The sequence below is a fragment of the Neisseria leonii genome, from assembly GCF_028776105.2.
Lineage (GTDB): Bacteria > Pseudomonadota > Gammaproteobacteria > Burkholderiales > Neisseriaceae > Neisseria > Neisseria leonii.
The window spans coordinates 198,175-215,224 of the sequence record NZ_CP145606.1; the positions used below are offsets into that span (position 1 = coordinate 198,175).

Below are 17,050 nucleotides of genomic sequence, written 5' to 3' on the forward strand. Positions count from 1 at the left end.
TAGCAGGGGGGGGCGGGAGGTTGGTCGTCAAGCTGCGTTGCGGCAGTTAAATTCAGACGGCATCGGTGCATCAATGGTTTATAATGCGGCCTGATTGATTTTTCGGGCAAACTGTCCGATAAGGGCAAAACATGAAATTTATCGACGAAGCAAAAATCGAAGTGGCAGCAGGCAAGGGCGGCAACGGTGCCGTGAGTTTCCGCCGCGAGAAATTCGTACCGCGCGGCGGGCCGGACGGCGGCGACGGCGGGCGCGGCGGCAGTGTGTTCGCGTTGGCCGACGAAAACGTCAATACGCTGGTGGAATACCGTTTTGTCAAACGGTATCAGGCGAAAAACGGTGAGAAAGGGCACGGTTCCGACCGTTACGGCGCAGGGGCGGAAGATGTGGTGCTGCATATGCCGGTGGGAACGGTGATCCGCGATGTGGATACCGATGAGACCGTTGCCGATTTGACCCATCACGGCCAGCGGGTTTGTCTGGCTAAGGGCGGCAAAGGCGGGCTGGGCAATATCCATTTCAAATCTTCGGTCAACCGCGCACCCAAACAGGCGACACCGGGCGAGGCGGGCGAGGTGCGCACGTTGCAGCTGGAATTGAAAGTGCTGGCCGACGTGGGGCTGCTCGGTATGCCCAATGCGGGCAAATCGACCTTAATCCGTGCGGTATCCGCCGCGCGGCCGAAAGTGGCCGATTATCCGTTTACCACGCTGCATCCGAATTTGGGCGTGGTGCGCATGGATGAAAATACCAGTTTTGTCATGGCCGATATTCCCGGCCTGATTGAAGGTGCGGCCGAAGGTGCGGGTTTGGGGCACCGTTTCCTGAAACATCTGTCGCGCACGGGCCTGCTTTTGCACGTGGTCGATTTGGCACCGTTTGACGAAACGGCCAATCCGGCCACCGAGGCCTTGGCGATTATCGATGAGCTGCGCAAATATGATGAAGAACTGTATGACAAGCCGCGCTGGCTGGTGCTGAACAAGATCGATATGCTGGACGAAGCCGTGGCCGAAGCGCGTACGGCGGACTTTCTGGCGCAAATCGGTTGGGATTATCCCGCGCCGGACGACCGTTTCGGTTTCGATATGCACACCCCGCGCCTGTTTACCGTCAGCGCACTGACACATCAGGGCACGCAGGAGCTGGTGCGCCAGATCAGCCTGTATCTGGGCGAGAAAAAACGTTTGGAGGCCGAACGGGCGGCAGATGCTGCGGGAGCGGAGGCCGGTTTTGAGTCGGTGCAGCCGAAAACCGATACGGCGGTTTTCAAAGCAGAATAGGATTCGGCTGAATCCGCCGAAGGCTGTCTGAAACTGAAAGCGCAGCGGATGATTCCGGCCATGGGCGGTGCAAACAGGGCAGAGTGCCGGCAAACCGTGCCGCCGGTTCAGAGGCCGTCTGAAATAGTGGCTTTCAGACGGCCTCTGTTGCGGGGTGAAAAAACGGAACGGGTTGCCCGTTCCGTTTCATTTGCTGATGTCCGGCAGATTACAGTTTGTCGGCCGATTCAGACAAATAAGCAGCCACGCCTTGCGCGTCGGCTTTCATGCCTTTGTCGCCTTTGTTCCAGCCGGCCGGGCACACTTCGCCGTGCTCTTCGGTAAATTGCAGCGCGTCCACCATGCGCAGCATTTCGTCCACATTGCGGCCCAGTGGCAGGTTGTTTACCACTTGGTGCTGTACGATGCCGTTTTTGTCGATCAGGAACGAGCCGCGGAACGCCACGCCGCCTTCGCTTTCCACATCGTAGGCTTTGGCCAGCTCGTGTGCCACGTCGGCCACCATGGTGAATTTCACCGGGCCGATACCGCCTTCGTTGACCGGCGTGTTGCGCCATGCGGCGTGGGTGAACTGGCTGTCGATGGAAACGGAGAATACTTCGACATTGCGTTTTTTAAACTCTTCCACGCGTTTGTCGTGGGCAATGATTTCAGACGGGCACACAAAAGTGAAGTCCAGCGGATAGAAGAAAACCACGGCATATTTGCCTTTGGCCGCTTCGGCGAAGCTGAAATTATCGACAACTTCGCCGCTGCCCAGAACGGCAGAGAATTTTTTGTCGGCATCATGGAAAAACGGGGCGGGTTTGCTGACTAAAACAGCCATCGGAAAACTCCTTATTGATGAATGTGGGAAAGGCTCCGGCACGGCCGGAAACCGCTCTATTGTATGCCGAATCGGCGGCAAAGGTAAACCGTTTGCCGCACCGTATGCTACAATCCCCCAACCAAATCCGAAACCGGCAGGAACCCGGCAATGAATGTTACCGTATGCCCGCTCTCGTCCGAATATGAAGCAGAATGGCTGCCTTTATGGCAGGCTTATCTCGATTTTTACCATGCCGCATTGAGCAGGGAAACCGCCGCCGCCACATGGCGGCGCATCATGCAGTCGGCCGATATAAAGGGTTTTGGCGCCTTCGATGCCTATAACCGGCTGGTGGGGTTTGCGCATATCGTTATCCACCCGAATACTTGGAACATCGGCAAATGCTGCTATCTTGAAGACTTATTCGTTGCCGAGGACTGTCGCAGGCAAGGCGTGGCACGCAGCCTGATCGAAGCCGTTTACCGCTTTGCCGAAACAGAAAAGCTCAACCGCGTATATTGGGTAGCCGATAAAAACAACACGGCCGCGCAGGCACTCTATAACCAAATGGCAAACCAAACCGCTATGGTGCAGTATCGGAAAGACTTTCCTTAACGGATAAGGTTAAACCTCAGGCCGTCTGAAACTTTTCAGACGGCCTGCGTAAAAAGTATTTCCAAACCCAAGAAAGCCGAACATGAAAAAAATCATGCCCGCCCTGCTTGCCGCCGCACTGGCAGCCTGCACGTCTTTACTGTTTGAAACCGAGCCTGTAACCGGCGGCGGCCGCGATGCGCACGGCTGTATTCCTTCTGCCGGTTACCGCTGGTCGGTGCTGAAACAGCAGTGTATACAGCCGTTCGACCGGCCCGACATTGAGGCAGCCGACCCCGATAACGACACGCTGGCAGTATATGCCGTTTTGTCGGACGACAAATCCCGCGCCGAAATTTTCGCGGCGGGCATCGCGGAAAATACGGTTTTGGAAAGCGTGAAAGGCGGCTACGTTTCACGCGACGGTACAATCCGACTATTGCGCGGGCAGGGCGGCTGGCGGTTGGTCAAATAAGGTGTGCCTTTAACTGTATTCTGCCCCGATCAGGCCGTCTGAACATGGCCGTGATGCCGGTTCCCGATTGATATTCCAGAAAAAACGATTTAAAGAAAAACCATGCTGACTGTTTACAATACGCTTACCCGTCAAAAAGAAAAATTTGTTCCGATCGATGCCGAAAACGTGCGTATGTATGTTTGCGGTATGACGGTATATGACTACTGCCATCTCGGCCATGCCCGCGTGATGGTGGTGTTCGATATGGTTGCCCGCTGGCTGCGGGCGCAGGGCTATCCGCTCACGTATGTGCGCAATATCACGGATATTGACGACAAAATCATCGCCCGCGCCGCTGAAAACGGCGAAACCATCGGCGAATTGACCGCGCGCTTTATCCGCGCGATGCACGAAGATGCCGATGCGCTGGGTGTGTTGCGTCCCGATGCCGAGCCGAAAGCCACCGAACACGTCAGTCAGATGATTGCCATGATTGAGCAGCTGATTGCCAACGGCAAAGCCTATCCGGCGGACAACGGCGATGTTTATTACGCGGTGCGCGAGTTTGCCGCCTACGGCCAGTTGTCCGGCAAATCCTTGGACGATCTGCGTGCGGGCGAGCGGGTGGAAGTAGACAGCTTTAAACGCGACCCGCTGGATTTTGTGCTGTGGAAGGCGGCCAAACCCAATGAAGCCGATTTTTGGGACAGTCCGTGGGGCAAGGGCCGGCCGGGTTGGCATATTGAGTGTTCCGCCATGGGGGAAGAGTTGTTCGGCAAGGTGTTCGATATTCACGGCGGCGGGGCGGATTTGCAGTTTCCGCACCATGAAAACGAAATCGCGCAGAGCGTGGGCGCGCACGGCGGTGTCTGCGGTCACAGTCATGCGGGGAAAACCGTAGCCAGCCATGTCCAATATTGGCTGCATAACGGCTTTATCCGTGTGGACGGCGAAAAAATGTCCAAATCGCTCGGCAACTTCTTTACCATCCGCGATGTGCTGCAACAATACGATCCCGAAGTGGTGCGTTTCTTTATCCTGCGCGCGCATTACCGCAGCCCGCTGAACTATTCCGATGCCCATCTTGATGATGCCAAAGGTGCGCTGACCCGTCTGTACACCGCATTGAACAATACGCCGCCTGCCGAAATTGCGGTTTGCGGGGAGACGAATGACTATACCCGCCGTTTTTACGCCGCAATGAACGATGATTTCGGTACGGTGGAAGCGGTGGCGGTGCTGTTTGATTTGGCGGGTGAAGTGAATAAAACCCGCGATGCGCAGTTGGCCGGCTGTTTGAAGGCTTTGGGTGGCATGATGGGGCTGCTGCAACGCGAACCGTCGGTATTTTTGCAGGGCGGCGGTATTTCAGACGGCCTCTCCGGCGAAGCGGTCGAAGCCTTAATCGAACAGCGCAGGCAGGCACGTGCGGAGAAAAATTGGGCAGAGTCCGACCGTATCCGCGATTTGCTCGCCGAATCCGGTATCATGGTGGAGGATAAAAACGGCACGACGACTTGGCGGCGTGTCTGAGGGCGGGGTTTTTATGGTCAGCCGGATTTTTCAATCCGGCTGATTTTTTACCTGATTCCTATTTGTTTGCCCGTTTTGCTTTCCGGCCGTTTTCAGACGGCCGGGGGTACAGGGTATGGCGGGGCGGATTTCTGCCCGATGTCTGCTTATCCGTTTCCGAGTCCCGGCGGTTTGGGCGGAATCTGTCATACAGGCCGTCTGAAAACCGCAGGTAGGGGCAGGGCAGAGACATGAATCCGATACTCGAAGCGAGGTATGCCCTGTTTTCGATCCAATAAAAAAGACCGCATCAGGCGGTCTTTTTTGTCGTCGGCAATCAGCGTTTGAACATATTGCCGTATTTTTGATTAAACTTGTCCACGCGGCCGGCGGTATCGACAATTTTTTGTTTGCCGGTGTAGAAAGGATGGCACTCGGAGCATACCTCGATATTGAAGTCGGTTTTGCTCATGGCGGATTTGGTGGCAAATTTGTTACCGCAGGAGCAGGTAACGTTTACTTCGTGGTAGTCGGGGTGAATACCTTGTTTCATAACGGTTTCCTTTTCAATTGGCGGGCATAGGGGTTGTGCCTATGCTTCATGGATCCTGTCGGGCAGGCTAAGTTTTGAATTATCGCAAACTATCGCTGTTCTGGCAAGTGGAAGGTGTGCCGACGCCGGGAGGAGGCTGGCCGGTCGGGGTGGGTACGTAATGTTTGATTGTGTAAAGACTCAGGGTAGGCCGTCTGAATCCACTTTATAGATTGTTAATTTGTTATTTTAAGCTCGTTAATTTATTTTTTAATATAAATCAAAGTTATGATGGTTTGATTTTTGATGAATGGAGGGTGTTTATTTAATAAATTATCAAAAAAACTGTGCGGAAAACGGCGGTTTTGTGCTTGCAAAGGTGTTAATTTATGTTATGCTGATTTCGCGAACGGTGTATGCCGTTCAAGTAGAAAATAGTCTGCTGCTTCCTGCGGGCGGCCGCTGTGAAGTTTGTTTTCAGAATGAATTGAAGGAGACGGAAATGACGACGGAGAAGCATGTTCAGGAGGCATATTGGCGCGCCAATATCCGCCTGATTGTCATCTGTTTGGTTCTTTGGGCATTGTGCTCGCACGGCTTTGCCATCTGGCTGCGCCCGCTGCTTTCGGGTATTACGTTCAGCGGTGTCGATTTGGGCTTTTGGTTCGGCCAGCAGGGTTCGATTTTGTCGTTTATCGCACTGATTTTCTTTTATGCGTGGCGCATGAATAAAATCGAAGAGCAGTTCGGCGTTGCAGAGGAGTGATTGCCATGAGCCAATTTTGGATTAACGTTTTATTTGTCGGTGCTTCGTTTGCACTGTATTTCGGTATCGCGATTTGGGCGCGCGCCGGTTCGACCAAAGAATTTTATGTTGCCGGCGGCGGTGTGCATCCGGTGTTGAACGGTATGGCCACTGCGGCCGACTGGATGAGCGCGGCATCGTTTATTTCGATGGCCGGTATGCTGGCGATGAGCGGGTACAGTGCATCGGTGTATCTGATGGGCTGGACGGGCGGTTTTGTACTGCTGGCGCTTTTGGTGGCTCCGTATTTGCGTAAATTCGGCAAATTCACGGTGCCTGACTTTATCGGTGACCGTTTTTACAGCAAACACGCGCGGCTGGTGGCGGTGGTGTGTCTGATTATGGCTTCCACTACTTATGTTATCGGACAGATGACGGGTGCGGGTGTGGCATTCTCCCGTTTCTTGGAAGTGAGTAACGACACCGGTTTGATTATTGCTGCGGTAGTGGTATTGTTCTATGCCGTGTTGGGCGGTATGAAAGGTATTACCTACACACAAGTTGCGCAATTCATCGTGATGATCATCGCTTATACCATTCCGGCGGTATTCATTTCGCTGCAGATGACGGGCAATCCGCTGCCGCAATTGGGTATGTTCGGTACGGATGCGGTTTCCGGCCAGCCGTTGTTGGAACGTTTGGACGGTCTGATTACCGATTTGGGCTTTAATGCCTATACGGCCGATGTGTCCAATAAGCTCAATATGTTCCTGTTTACTCTGTCGCTGATGATCGGTACGGCCGGCCTGCCGCACGTGATTATCCGCTTCTTTACTGTACCGAAAGTATCTGATGCCCGCGTATCTGCCGGTTGGACGCTGCTGTTTATCGCCATTCTCTATACCACCGCGCCTGCGGTCGGCTCGATGGCGCGTACCAATCTGGTCAATACACTGTATCCGAACGGCACGAAAGAAGCACCGCTGGCGTATGAGGCGCGTCCTGAATGGATGAAGAGCTGGGAAACCACCGGCCTGCTGAAATTCGAGGATAAAAACGGTGACGGCCTGATTCAATACTACAACGATAAGGGCAGCAAATTTGAAGCTACGGCAGCCGAGCGCGGCTGGCAGGGCAATGAGCTGACCGTAAACAACGACATTTTGGTGTTGGCCAACCCCGAAATCGCTAATTTGCCCAACTGGGTCATCGGCCTGATTGCCGCAGGCGGTCTGGCAGCGGCACTTTCAACCGCAGCCGGTTTGCTGCTGGCCATTTCCTCAGCCGTATCGCATGATTTGATTAAGAAAATCCTGAAACCCGATATCAGCGACAAAGGCGAATTGACTGCGGCACGTGTCTCTATGGCAACTGCGATTGTGATCGCGACTTGGTTGGGCATGAATCCGCCTGGTTTTGCAGCACAGGTTGTGGCATTGGCATTCGGTATCGCGGCTTCTTCGATTTTCCCTGCGCTGATGCTGGGTACGTTCTCAAAACGCATCAACAGTGCCGGTGCGACCGCAGGTATGCTGGCGGGTCTGCTTTCAACCGTTATCTACATTTTCCTGTATCTGGGCTGGTTCTTTATTCCCGGCACCAATACTTTTGAAAATGTGGAAGCCAACTGGTTCTTGGGTATTTCTCCGCCCGCATTCGGTGCTGTGGGTGCGCTGATTAACTTTGTTGTGGCCTTTGCCGTATCGATGATGGGCAAAGAGCCGCCGCAGGAAATTCAGGAGCTGGTGGAAAGCGTACGTTATCCGAAAGGTGCCGGTAAAGCTTTGGATCACTGATACTGTTAAGATTTCTTGACAATCAGCCGCCTGTAAACTAGGATTTGCAGGCGGTTTTTTGTGTCTGCCACATTTGCCAACGGTAGCGGCTATTATCATTATTCTTATTCTGTGGTACGCGGCTGCGACTGTTTGTGCCTGTTGATGTGTATGTGCGGGCTGTCCGCCTACTGCCGAAGCCTTGCTGTATGGCTTGATTCCGTTGCAGGGCAAAATTAAGCGGACTTATACGATTGCGCGGAATTGATGCCGCATGAAAGCGAGCCGGTCGGATTGTGTCTGCCAAGCCAAATTTTCATGAGCCTGAAAACATGAATACGTCAAATTATCGTATGGAACATCAAAATTTTATTTTGTGTTCGCCGCTTTTATTAAATCAATATTTGGAGGATAGTGAATTTTGGCGGGCATTTATCGCTCATTTAATGCAGATTGTGCCAAATATGAGAGAAGCACCGTCAATAAAAGCATATCAGCATAGCCAACATATTGATTGGGCTTGGAATAGTGATTACGAAATAATACAGGAAAATGAAGAATTAGGTAGAATCCGCAAACAGCTTCCTTTATCGTGGCAAGCAGAAGAATTGGAGAAAATAGCGGATGTTTACCGACAAGACAAAAATGCCCATTTGGATTTTTTGGGAGCGGTGTTTCCTCATTTTTCAAAATGTATCGCGCAAAAGGCAACACCTGAATGTGTGTTTTTGTTGAGTGAAGATTTTCCGAAATTCAGCAGCCTGCTGATTAGTTTGCGGCAGGATTATTTTGCTAGTTTAGGCGAAGTTTTTGTTTTGGATATATTAAATCAGTTATCGCAACAGCTTGATGTATCGTTGCGTCTGCGTAAGCAGCGGCAATATGGTCATTTGATTTATAAAAAATGCGGATATGGTCATTTTGCCGATGTAGAGCCGGCAACCTCATGGCAAGACAGTATTCAACAGTTTGGTGCTTATATGGTAGCTGATTGTCTCAATAATGAATGGCATATAGATAAACGTTTTGCCGATTGGACAGTGTTTTAAACAGAAAGAGCCGGCCAAGTTTGCGGTCAAGGTCGTTTTACCGGCACTGCCTTTGGCGGAAGTCAAGGAGGGGATTATGGGCGTAGACATCGTTGGATTCCTTTGATTTTAACGGATAGTCAATAAAGGAGCTCGAACCGGGCTGACGCAAGCGATGATGACCGTGGCTCAAAAGATACCGTGAGGTTTTGTTAGGTTTCTTTGAGCCTGTAATAAAGCCGTCTGAAAATTTTTGAATGAAGTAAAGATACGGCCGGTGTCGGCGGCTTGGCAGCAGGAGGCCGGCAGGGTCGGTTTCATCCGTCGGCGTTAAGCGGCATGAGGATTGAGGACCGGACAGGAGAAGCAATGTTTTGGGAATTGGTGGCGACAGTATCGGCTGCACTGGGGTTTGCCGGTGTGGCTTTGAGCGTGAAATGGTTTTGGAAACGCGCGCCGCGCTGGTTGGTACCGGTGTCTGCGGCGCTGGGGGTAATGGTCTTTCAGGTTTATCAGGAATATACTTGGTACAGCCATACCGCATCGCGCCTGCCGGCGGGAGCGGAGGTAGTGGCCGAGTCGAAGGAAACCCGTTTTTACCGCCCATGGTCGTATATCAAACCGCAAGTCAGCCGTTTTATTGCGGCAGATACGGGTAATATCGTGCCCAATCATACTTATCCGCATTGGAAAAAAGTCACGCTGTATTTTTTTGAGCGCGGCCAACCCGCACACAGCCTGCCCGTATTGGTGGATTGTGCGGACGGCGTGCAGGCCGATGCGGCCGGAAGTGCGCCGGTATGGGGGAAAACGGCTTATACCGGCAAGTTGGTTGGGGTGGTGTGCACGGCAGGATAAGATTCGGTTGAAAACAGATGCAGTATTTATGGCCGTCTGAAACCACGGTTTCAGACGGCCTTTTTACCGCATAGGCGGGTGCTTCGGCTGCAAAGCGGGTGCCGCCACAGATGGAAATGTCTATTCGGTATTGTCCGATACGCTTCGGAATGTCGGAATCACTGCCTGTTCTGCCGGATCGGGGCAGCCGGGAAGTTTGAGTTTTGCCGGCCTCCGTCAAGAGGTTTCCGCTTTTCAGCAACCCGCCCGCTTTCGTTTCCCGGTTTGATACAGATGGCGTTTGGCTCCGAAAAACTATTTTATCTGTTTTGATTCTGCTGAAACCTTCTGCACCGGTTTCCGGGTAATCCGATGTGCATTTTCGGTATGAAATGGTTAAAAAATTAATAAAACAGATAAAGTGCGACTTATTATGCCAATATTGTATGATATTTGCGTATTAAATTGCTTTGGTGTGAAAATGTGGAGAATGGAGTAAAAAACCAATTTTCTGTCTATATTTCTCATAAATTTTAAATTTAATTTTAAAAAAACAAAAAATATTAAAATAATATTATGATTTAAGCATAAAAAATAATATTTTTTTCGGTAGAAGATGCTAAGAAAACGGTTTTTCAGGCAAGCGGGCGCGTGATTTTTGCCGGCAACTGCCCTATGATTAAACCGCTTTCGGTTGCGGCTGTCATATCGGCGGTACGTAACCTGTGTTTAACGAGAATAACGATATTCTGCAAGGAGTCTGTTATGAAACTGCATACCGCCCCTTCATTTGCCCTGGCCTCTATGGCCGTTGCCCTGCTGGCCGCCTGTTCGCCGTCTGAAAAAGCGGCTGCGCCTGCTGCGGCCGATACTGCCGCTTCAACGGCTGCATCTGCTCCGGCTCTGGAAGCGAAAAAAATCGCCATTACCGCTATTGTGGAACATCCTGCTTTGGACGCTGCCCGCCAAGGGGTGTTGGACGAATTGAAAGAGCAGGGTTATGAGGAAGGCAAGAATCTGACAGTGGATTTCCAAAGTGCGCAGGGCAGCACGGCCAATGCGGCACAGATTGCCAAAAAATTTGTCGGCGACAATCCTGATCTGATTGTGGCCATTTCCACGCCCAGCGCGCAATCTGCGCTGGCCAGCACCAAAACCATTCCAATCGTTTTCGCTGCCGTAACCGACCCGGTGGCCGCTAAACTCGTGCCGTCGTGGGAGCAGGCAGGTGCCAATATCAGCGGCGTTTCCGACCTGCTGCCGCTGACACCGCAAATCGATTTGATGAAGAAAATCGTGCCGAATGTGAAAAACATCGGCTATGTGTACAGCCCGGGTGAGGTCAATTCGACCGTGGTGCTGGACGAGCTGAAAGAAAAACTGACGGCCGACGGCATCAATGTGGTGGCGGCCCCTGCCCAGCGTTCGTCCGATGTGCTGACGGCCGCGCGCAGCCTGAACGGCAAAGTCGATGTGGTTTACACTTCTCTGGACAACAACGTCGTATCGCAATACGAATCCATGTATAAAGCCGCAGTGGAAATGAAACGTCCGCTGGTGGCGGCCGATACCGGTTCGGTGGAGCGCGGTGCGGTGGCCGCATTGGGTGTCAATTATTACGATATGGGCAGAAAAGCCGGCCAGATGGCGGCAGGGGTGTTGAAAGACGGTAAAAGCATCGCCGATCTGCCGCCTGCCCGCATGGATACGCTGGATCTGTTCCTGAGTAAGAAGAATGCCGCCGCAGTCGGTGTAACGCTGCCGGAAGAACTGCTGAAAGAAGCGAAAGAAGTACAGGAATAACCCGCTGTACGCATCAACCGATGCCGTCTGAATCATGTTCGCCAGACCATGTACAGACGGCATCTGAATTATAAAAGTATGGAACACAAGAGAGGCTGATATGAGTTTGATTGCCTTTTTCGGCGGTATCGAAGCCGGTCTGATTTATGCGCTGGTGGCCTTGGGTGTGCTGATTTCGTTCCGCATTTTGGATTTTCCCGATCTGACGGCCGACGGCAGCTTTCCTTTGGGTGCGGTGGTGTTTGCCGTGTGTCTGGGCGCGGGGCTGAATCCGTGGCTGGCCTGTCTGGCCGGTGCGGCGGCCGGTGCGCTGGCCGGTATGGTAACGGCGTGGCTCAATGTGTCGCTGAAAATTCTGCCGCTGCTGGCGAGCATTTTGGTCATGGTGGCACTGTATTCGGTCAATCTGCGGATTACCGGCGGTACGCCCAATATTCCCTTAATCGGCACAGAGAGTGTGTTCAGCCCGTTTGTGGCAGCGGATTACAGTAATCAGTTTTGGGTACAGCCCTTGGTGATTTTCTTCTTTGTGTTGGGTGCCAAACTGCTGCTGGACTGGTTTTTCAATACACAGACCGGGCTGGCCATCCGCGCCACCGGAGCAAACGCCCGCATGGCCAAATCTCAGGGTGTGGCCACGTCGAAAATGATTGTATTGGGTATGGCGGTTTCCAATGCACTGATTGCGTTGGGCGGCGCGCTGTTCGCCCAAACCACCGGCAATGCCGATTTGGCCAGCGGTATCGGCACTATTGTCATCGGTTTGGCTGCGGTCATCATCGGCGAGAACCTGTTAATCAGCAAACGCATTATTGTAGTAACGCTGGCCGTGATTCTGGGTGCGGTGGTATACCGCCTGCTGATTGCGTTTGCACTGGGTAACGATTTTCTGCGCAGCTTGGGCGTACAGCCGACAGATTTAAACCTGATTACCGCTGTTTTGGTGGTGCTGGCATTGCGCCTGAATGTGATTAAACGTTCTTTGAAAAGGAAACAGACATCATGATGCGCGCAGACAATTTGAAAGTAACCTTCAACCGCGGCACGCCGATTGAAAATCCCGCCATGCGCGGTATGAGCCTGCATATCGCCAAAGGCGAATTTGTTACAGTCATCGGCAGCAACGGCGCGGGCAAATCGACTTTCCTCAATGCTGTCAGCGGCGATTTAATGGTGGACAGCGGCAGTATCCATATCGACGGTCAGGACGTTACCCGCCTGCCTGCGCACAAGCGCGCGCATCTGGTGGCACGGGTGTTTCAGGATCCGCTGGCCGGTACCTGCGAGGCTTTGAGCATCGAAGAAAATATGGCTCTGGCCTATTCGCGCGGCCGCAGGCGCGGCTTGGGTTTTGCGCTCAACAAGGAAAACCGCGAACTGTTCCGCGAAAAACTGGCCGTTTTGAAGCTGGGTTTGGAAAACCGCCTGAGCGACCGCATCGGCCTGCTTTCCGGCGGCCAGCGTCAGGCCGTGAGCCTGCTGATGGCCAGCCTGCAACCGAGCAAAATCCTGCTGCTGGACGAGCATACCGCCGCGCTCGACCCGAAAACGGCGGCATTTGTGATGGAGCTGACCGATCAGATTGTGGCCGAAAACGGGCTGACCGCCATGATGGTAACCCATTCGATGCGTCAGGCCCTGGATCACGGCAGCCGTACCGTGATGCTGCATCAGGGCAAAGTGGTGCTGGACGTATCGGGCGAAAAACGCGCCGGTATGGACGTACCCGATCTGCTGGATCTGTTCGAGCAGACGCGCGGCGAAAAAGTAGCCGACGACGCTTTGCTGCTAGGGTGAGTTTTTTCCCGGGCCGTCTGAAAACGAGCGTAGCGAGTTTCTGCGAAGCTAAAACGAGCGTAGCGAGTTTCTGCGAAGCTAAAACGAGCGTAGTGAGTTTCTGCGAAGCTAAAACGAGCGTAGTGAGTTTCTGCGAAGCTAAAACGGGCGCAGCGGGTTTCTGCGAAGCAAAAACGGGCGCAGCGGGTTTCTGCGAAGCTGAAACTTTCTGCGGAACAGAAACGGATAAGCGGGTTTCAGACGGCCTGGGGACATCAAAACCCGAAACCGAAAGCAGCATCATGCCGAAGTTGCCATGTCCTTTTCTATGGTTTGAAAAAAACGGCGGTCTCCGCCGATACGGCTTCAGGTACCGGAATTCAAGAAAAAAAGCATCTTCAACAGCAAGATGCTTTTTTGTTTTCATCTGATTTTGCAATCAGCACGCTTATCGGCATCCGGCATTTTAACGACAGGAAAAGTGCGGTTTCAGCCAAGCAACCGCTCAAAAACCGCACTTAATGGTGTTTTAGCTGCGTAGAAACCGTTTAGCTTCGCAGAAACTCGCTGCGCCCGTTTTCAGACGGCATGGTTGCAATCTGGTATGATGCGCGCCATGCAGACGACAACCCAATCTCCCGTCCGGCTGGTGTTGGCACCCATGCAGGGGCTGACCGATGCGCCGATGCGCGACCTGCTGACCCGAATCGGCGGTTTCGACGAGTGTGTGAGTGAATTTGTGCGCATCACCCATACCGTCCATTCGCGTGCCACTTGGCTGCGTTATGCACCCGAAATCGCCAACGGCAACCGCACGCAGGCCGGAGTGCTGTGCACCGTGCAGCTTTTGGGCAGCGATGCCGACAATATGGCACGCAATGCGCTGGAAGCGGTGCGTTTCGGCGTGGACAAAATCGATTTGAATTTCGGCTGCCCCGCGCCGACAGTCAATAAGCATCAGGGCGGGGCGGTGCTGCTCAAAGAGCCGGAACGGGTGTTCCATATTGTCAGAACCTTGCGCCAAGCCCTGCCGGCGCATATCCCGCTGACAGGTAAAATGCGTTTGGGCTTTGAAGACAAATCGTTGGCCTTGGAAAATGCGGCGGCGATTGCGGAAGGTGGCGCATGCGGCCTGACAGTACATGCGCGCACCAAAGTGGAAGGATACGATCCGCCCGCACATTGGGCGTGGGTGCGTAAAATCGCTGGGGCGGTTTCCATTCCGGTAACGGCCAACGGCGATGTTTTCTGTTTGGCAGATTATCTCGCTATCCGCCGCGAGAGCGGCTGCAACAGCGTGATGATCGGACGCGGGGCGGTGATGCGTCCCGATTTGGCGCGCCAAATCAAGCGTTATGAAGCGGGGCAGACGGCCGAAGCCGCCCCGTTTGCCGAAGTGGCGCAATGGATTGTGCACTTTTTCGATTTGTGCGTGGCGAAAGAGGCGGGAAACCAATATCCGCAGGCGAGGCTCAAACAGTGGCTCGGAATGCTGCGCAAAGCCTATCCCGAGGCCGACGCACTGTTTGCACGCGTGCGTACGCTGAAAACGGCAGACGACATCCGCCGCGCATTGGCCGTGTAGGTCGGATTCCCGAATCCGACAAATGAAGAAACGGTGATACAGTACAGCCTTGAACGGGGCAGTCTTAAGGAACTGAATTTATGATATTTCTTGAAGATTTAATTCATAAAGCATCAGAATTTTATTATTTAAGACAGCAAATAGATATGTTACTTGTATCTTGTACCACCAGAATCCGAGAATTGTTTGCCTTAATAAGGCACTCAAATATCGAAAATGCAGATAAGATTTTCATAGAATTATTTGAAATCCAACGTACTTTGTCTACCATCAAATTCAAATATTTATTTGAATTTGATGATTTTTTAAATGATTTTATATATTTTTTTGATAGACAAGATGATTGCAATAGATTGTTTCTGTATGAACATTTTTCCCAACATGATGATTTACCAAAATAAATTTTCAAGTTGAAAGAACATCATCATTCGCTGTATTGATTGTTGTATCAATTTCGGTTTGTCGGATTCGAGAATCCGACAAACTACGGCGATATAACGGCAGGCCGTCTGAAAACAGAGCTGAATATGTTTTCAGACGGCCTGTTTGATGGGATACAGATTAGCGGCGTGCCAAAACGGCGGTGGCCAAATATTTCTGTGTGCCGTCGGCAATGGCCTGCGCGCATTCGCGGCGGAAGGCCGTACCCGCCAGTTTCTGCTCTTCGACCGGATTGGAGATAAAGGCGGTTTCGACCAGAATCGACGGAATGTCCGGCGCGCGCAAGACGGCGAAATTGGCTTCGTCGATACGGCCTTTGTGCAGGCGGTTGTATTTGCCCAGTTCCGTCAGGACGTGCTGTCCCAGCGCTTTGCTGTCGTGGTTGGTAACGGTTTGAGTCATATCGAGAATGGCGCTGTCCACGCTGCGGTTGCCCATGCTTTTGACACCGCCGATCCGGTCGGCCGCGTTTTGTGTTTGTTCCAGAAAACGGGCCGCCGCACTGGTGGCACCGCGCGTATTGAGTACGTAAACGCCCGAACCGCGCGCATCGGGATTGGTAAACGCATCGGCGTGAATGGAAATGAACAGGTCGCCGCGCAACTGGCGGGCTTTGGCCACGCGCACACCCAGCGGGATAAAAACGTCTTCGTTGCGCGTCATATGCACCGTATAGCCGCGTGCTTCCATCAGCTTTTTGGTCTCGCGGGCGATGGACAGAACCACATCTTTTTCGCGCAAACCGTTTTTGCTCATGGCACCCGGATCTTCACCGCCGTGTCCGGGATCGAGAATAACGACAGGCCGTCTGCGTGCGCCGCTGCGGGCGGGCGGGGCTTCGGGCAGCGGCGTTTGGACGGGCGGGGTGGCCGCGCCGGTGCCGTCGGTGTTGATGCGGCCTTTGGAATAGTCTGCCAGCAGTGCCATCAGCGGGTCGTCCGTTTCCGCCGCATGGGCGGGATACAGGTCGATGACCAGGCGGTGGCGGAAGTTGGCGATCGGATTGAGCGCGAAAAGCTGCGGATTGACGGCGGTTTTCAAATCGACGACCACGCGCACAGTGTCGGGGGTGTTCTGGCCGACACGGATATTGCCGATGTATGGATCGCTGCTTTGGACTTTGCTGCCGATGCTTTGCAGGACGGTGTCCAACCGGGCGTTTTTCATGTCGATGACCAGCCGGCGCGGGTTGTCCAGCGAGAAATAATTGTATTGCAGTGCTTCGCTGGCTTCGAGCGTGATGCGGGTGTAGGCACTGGCCGGCCAGATGCGGACGGCGACAAAGCGCGGTGCGGCGCGGGCCGTGGCGGGGGCAAGGGTAAACAGCAATCCGGCTGCGGCACCGCAGCTTAGAAACCGGCGGCGGGTAAGTTTTGAATCCATGCGTGCAAACTTTGTTGTCCCGCCGCGCTGTGGGCGCAAACGGCGGCACGGCGGCCGTCGCGGTCGCGGGAAAGGGTGAGTGTCAGGTCGGCGGGCGCGGCGAAGCCGCGCCCTTTGTCGGGCCATTCGATGAGATTGAGCGATGCGGCGGCGGTGTCGTCCAGTCCGGCATCTTCCCATTCTTCGGGGGACGAAAAACGGTACAGGTCGAAATGGTTGAGGCACAGGCCGTCTGAATCATAGGTTTCGACAATGGCGTAGGTGGGGCTTTTTACCGTGCCGCGGTAACCCAGTCCGCGCAGCAGGCCGCGCACGAATGTGGTTTTCCCCGCGCCCAGGTCGCCTTGCAGGTAAATTGTCAGCGGGGCAGTCAGAACGCGGGCCCACGACGCGCCCAGTGCCAGCGTGGCGGCTTCGTCGGGCAGAAAAACGGGCGTGCAGTCACTCATGGCCGAATGTATCGGATAAATCGGCAATTATGCTTGAATCGG

17 protein-coding genes and 1 pseudogene are annotated in these 17,050 nt (G+C 53.4%); 14 read left to right on the top strand and 4 right to left on the bottom strand.

Features of this window, described 5'->3' with window-relative positions; all coding sequences use genetic code 11:
* Positions 1-131 precede the first annotated feature (131 nt).
* Positions 132-1,283: a GTPase ObgE gene (gene obgE, locus ORY85_RS01040; RefSeq protein ID WP_274572208.1), complete on the top strand. Its 1,152-nt coding sequence runs from the start codon at positions 132-134 to the stop codon at positions 1,281-1,283.
* A gap of 208 nt (positions 1,284-1,491) precedes the next feature.
* On the opposite strand, the gene ORY85_RS01045 is transcribed toward obgE, so the two are convergent.
* On the bottom strand, positions 1,492-2,109 hold the full coding sequence (locus tag ORY85_RS01045) for a peroxiredoxin (protein WP_274572209.1): 618 nt from the start codon (positions 2,107-2,109) through the stop codon (positions 1,492-1,494).
* A gap of 150 nt (positions 2,110-2,259) precedes the next feature.
* Here ORY85_RS01045 and ORY85_RS01050 point away from each other — a divergent pair, with 150 nt between their 5' ends.
* The 3 genes from ORY85_RS01050 to cysS all read left to right on the top strand — a co-directional run bounded on the left by ORY85_RS01050 (position 2,260) and on the right by cysS (position 4,675).
* The gene (locus ORY85_RS01050) at positions 2,260-2,706 is read left to right on the top strand and encodes a GNAT family N-acetyltransferase (RefSeq protein WP_274572210.1); all 447 of its coding nucleotides are present in this window, start codon (positions 2,260-2,262) and stop codon (positions 2,704-2,706) included.
* Between the two features lie 82 nt (positions 2,707-2,788).
* Positions 2,789-3,160 carry a hypothetical protein gene (locus ORY85_RS01055; protein ID WP_274572211.1) on the top strand — a complete coding sequence of 124 codons (372 nt, stop codon included), beginning with the start codon at positions 2,789-2,791 and terminating at the stop codon, positions 3,158-3,160.
* A 102-nt stretch (positions 3,161-3,262) separates the two neighbouring features.
* Positions 3,263-4,675: a cysteine--tRNA ligase gene (cysS, locus tag ORY85_RS01060; protein ID WP_274572212.1), complete on the top strand. Its 1,413-nt coding sequence runs from the start codon at positions 3,263-3,265 to the stop codon at positions 4,673-4,675.
* 316 nt (positions 4,676-4,991) lie between these two features.
* On the opposite strand, the gene rpmE is transcribed toward cysS, so the two are convergent.
* Positions 4,992-5,207 (bottom strand): 50S ribosomal protein L31, encoded by a 216-nt coding sequence (gene rpmE / locus ORY85_RS01065; protein ID WP_274572214.1) that lies wholly within the window; start codon positions 5,205-5,207, stop codon positions 4,992-4,994.
* Between the two features lie 481 nt (positions 5,208-5,688).
* On the opposite strand from rpmE, the gene ORY85_RS01070 reads away from it, so the two are divergent.
* The 10 genes and pseudogenes from ORY85_RS01070 (at position 5,689) to ORY85_RS01115 (ending at position 15,136) form a co-directional block, all read left to right on the top strand.
* Complete coding sequence (locus ORY85_RS01070) at positions 5,689-5,952, top strand: DUF4212 domain-containing protein (protein WP_274572215.1); 264 nt, start codon at positions 5,689-5,691, stop codon at positions 5,950-5,952.
* Between the two features lie 5 nt (positions 5,953-5,957).
* Positions 5,958-7,727: a sodium:solute symporter family protein gene (locus ORY85_RS01075; RefSeq protein WP_274572217.1), complete on the top strand. Its 1,770-nt coding sequence runs from the start codon at positions 5,958-5,960 to the stop codon at positions 7,725-7,727.
* Positions 7,728-7,802: 75 nt separating this feature from the next.
* Positions 7,803-7,974 (top strand): annotated as a pseudogene (locus ORY85_RS01080) (NADH-quinone oxidoreductase subunit B); the annotation flags it as partial.
* A gap of 28 nt (positions 7,975-8,002) precedes the next feature.
* On the top strand, positions 8,003-8,755 hold the full coding sequence (locus ORY85_RS01085; RefSeq protein WP_274572219.1) for a hypothetical protein: 753 nt from the start codon (positions 8,003-8,005) through the stop codon (positions 8,753-8,755).
* A 348-nt stretch (positions 8,756-9,103) separates the two neighbouring features.
* Complete coding sequence (locus ORY85_RS01090) at positions 9,104-9,592, top strand: hypothetical protein (RefSeq protein WP_274572220.1); 489 nt, start codon at positions 9,104-9,106, stop codon at positions 9,590-9,592.
* A 744-nt stretch (positions 9,593-10,336) separates the two neighbouring features.
* Entirely contained in the window at positions 10,337-11,374 is a 1,038-nt protein-coding gene (locus ORY85_RS01095; RefSeq protein ID WP_274572222.1) for an ABC transporter substrate-binding protein, read from the top strand.
* A 100-nt stretch (positions 11,375-11,474) separates the two neighbouring features.
* Entirely contained in the window at positions 11,475-12,380 is a 906-nt protein-coding gene (locus ORY85_RS01100; protein WP_274572224.1) for an ABC transporter permease, read from the top strand.
* Positions 12,377-13,171 (top strand): ABC transporter ATP-binding protein, encoded by a 795-nt coding sequence (locus ORY85_RS01105; RefSeq protein ID WP_274572225.1) that lies wholly within the window; start codon positions 12,377-12,379, stop codon positions 13,169-13,171. The genes ORY85_RS01100 and ORY85_RS01105 overlap by 4 nt, the downstream gene beginning before the upstream one ends.
* Before the next feature lie 583 nt (positions 13,172-13,754).
* Positions 13,755-14,735, top strand: a complete 981-nt coding sequence (locus ORY85_RS01110) for a tRNA-dihydrouridine synthase (RefSeq protein WP_274572226.1) — start codon at positions 13,755-13,757, stop codon at positions 14,733-14,735.
* A gap of 80 nt (positions 14,736-14,815) precedes the next feature.
* Positions 14,816-15,136, top strand: coding sequence for a hypothetical protein (locus ORY85_RS01115; RefSeq protein WP_274572227.1), 321 nt, complete (start codon positions 14,816-14,818; stop codon positions 15,134-15,136).
* A gap of 160 nt (positions 15,137-15,296) precedes the next feature.
* On the opposite strand, the gene ORY85_RS01120 is transcribed toward ORY85_RS01115, so the two are convergent.
* Together ORY85_RS01120 and tsaE are read right to left on the bottom strand one after the other, a co-directional pair.
* Positions 15,297-16,559, bottom strand: a complete 1,263-nt coding sequence (locus tag ORY85_RS01120) for an N-acetylmuramoyl-L-alanine amidase (protein WP_338578175.1) — start codon at positions 16,557-16,559, stop codon at positions 15,297-15,299.
* Positions 16,526-17,008: a tRNA (adenosine(37)-N6)-threonylcarbamoyltransferase complex ATPase subunit type 1 TsaE gene (tsaE, locus tag ORY85_RS01125; protein WP_274572228.1), complete on the bottom strand. Its 483-nt coding sequence runs from the start codon at positions 17,006-17,008 to the stop codon at positions 16,526-16,528. The genes ORY85_RS01120 and tsaE overlap by 34 nt, the downstream gene beginning before the upstream one ends.
* Positions 17,009-17,050 lie beyond the last annotated feature (42 nt).

Coding starts and splice junctions, on each gene's coding strand:
- ORY85_RS01055 (WP_274572211.1), top strand. CDS start 2,789: ATGAAAAAAATCATGCCCGCCCTGCTTGCCGCCGCACTGGCAGCCTGC.
- ORY85_RS01115 (WP_274572227.1), top strand. CDS start 14,816: ATGATATTTCTTGAAGATTTAATTCATAAAGCATCAGAATTTTATTAT.
- ORY85_RS01045 (WP_274572209.1), bottom strand. CDS start 2,109: ATGGCTGTTTTAGTCAGCAAACCCGCCCCGTTTTTCCATGATGCCGAC.
- obgE (WP_274572208.1), top strand. CDS start 132: ATGAAATTTATCGACGAAGCAAAAATCGAAGTGGCAGCAGGCAAGGGC.
- ORY85_RS01100 (WP_274572224.1), top strand. CDS start 11,475: ATGAGTTTGATTGCCTTTTTCGGCGGTATCGAAGCCGGTCTGATTTAT.
- tsaE (WP_274572228.1), bottom strand. CDS start 17,008: ATGAGTGACTGCACGCCCGTTTTTCTGCCCGACGAAGCCGCCACGCTG.
- ORY85_RS01075 (WP_274572217.1), top strand. CDS start 5,958: ATGAGCCAATTTTGGATTAACGTTTTATTTGTCGGTGCTTCGTTTGCA.
- ORY85_RS01120 (WP_338578175.1), bottom strand. CDS start 16,559: ATGGATTCAAAACTTACCCGCCGCCGGTTTCTAAGCTGCGGTGCCGCA.
- rpmE (WP_274572214.1), bottom strand. CDS start 5,207: ATGAAACAAGGTATTCACCCCGACTACCACGAAGTAAACGTTACCTGC.
- cysS (WP_274572212.1), top strand. CDS start 3,263: ATGCTGACTGTTTACAATACGCTTACCCGTCAAAAAGAAAAATTTGTT.
- ORY85_RS01090 (WP_274572220.1), top strand. CDS start 9,104: ATGTTTTGGGAATTGGTGGCGACAGTATCGGCTGCACTGGGGTTTGCC.
- ORY85_RS01050 (WP_274572210.1), top strand. CDS start 2,260: ATGAATGTTACCGTATGCCCGCTCTCGTCCGAATATGAAGCAGAATGG.
- ORY85_RS01110 (WP_274572226.1), top strand. CDS start 13,755: ATGATGCGCGCCATGCAGACGACAACCCAATCTCCCGTCCGGCTGGTG.
- ORY85_RS01070 (WP_274572215.1), top strand. CDS start 5,689: ATGACGACGGAGAAGCATGTTCAGGAGGCATATTGGCGCGCCAATATC.
- ORY85_RS01095 (WP_274572222.1), top strand. CDS start 10,337: ATGAAACTGCATACCGCCCCTTCATTTGCCCTGGCCTCTATGGCCGTT.
- ORY85_RS01105 (WP_274572225.1), top strand. CDS start 12,377: ATGATGCGCGCAGACAATTTGAAAGTAACCTTCAACCGCGGCACGCCG.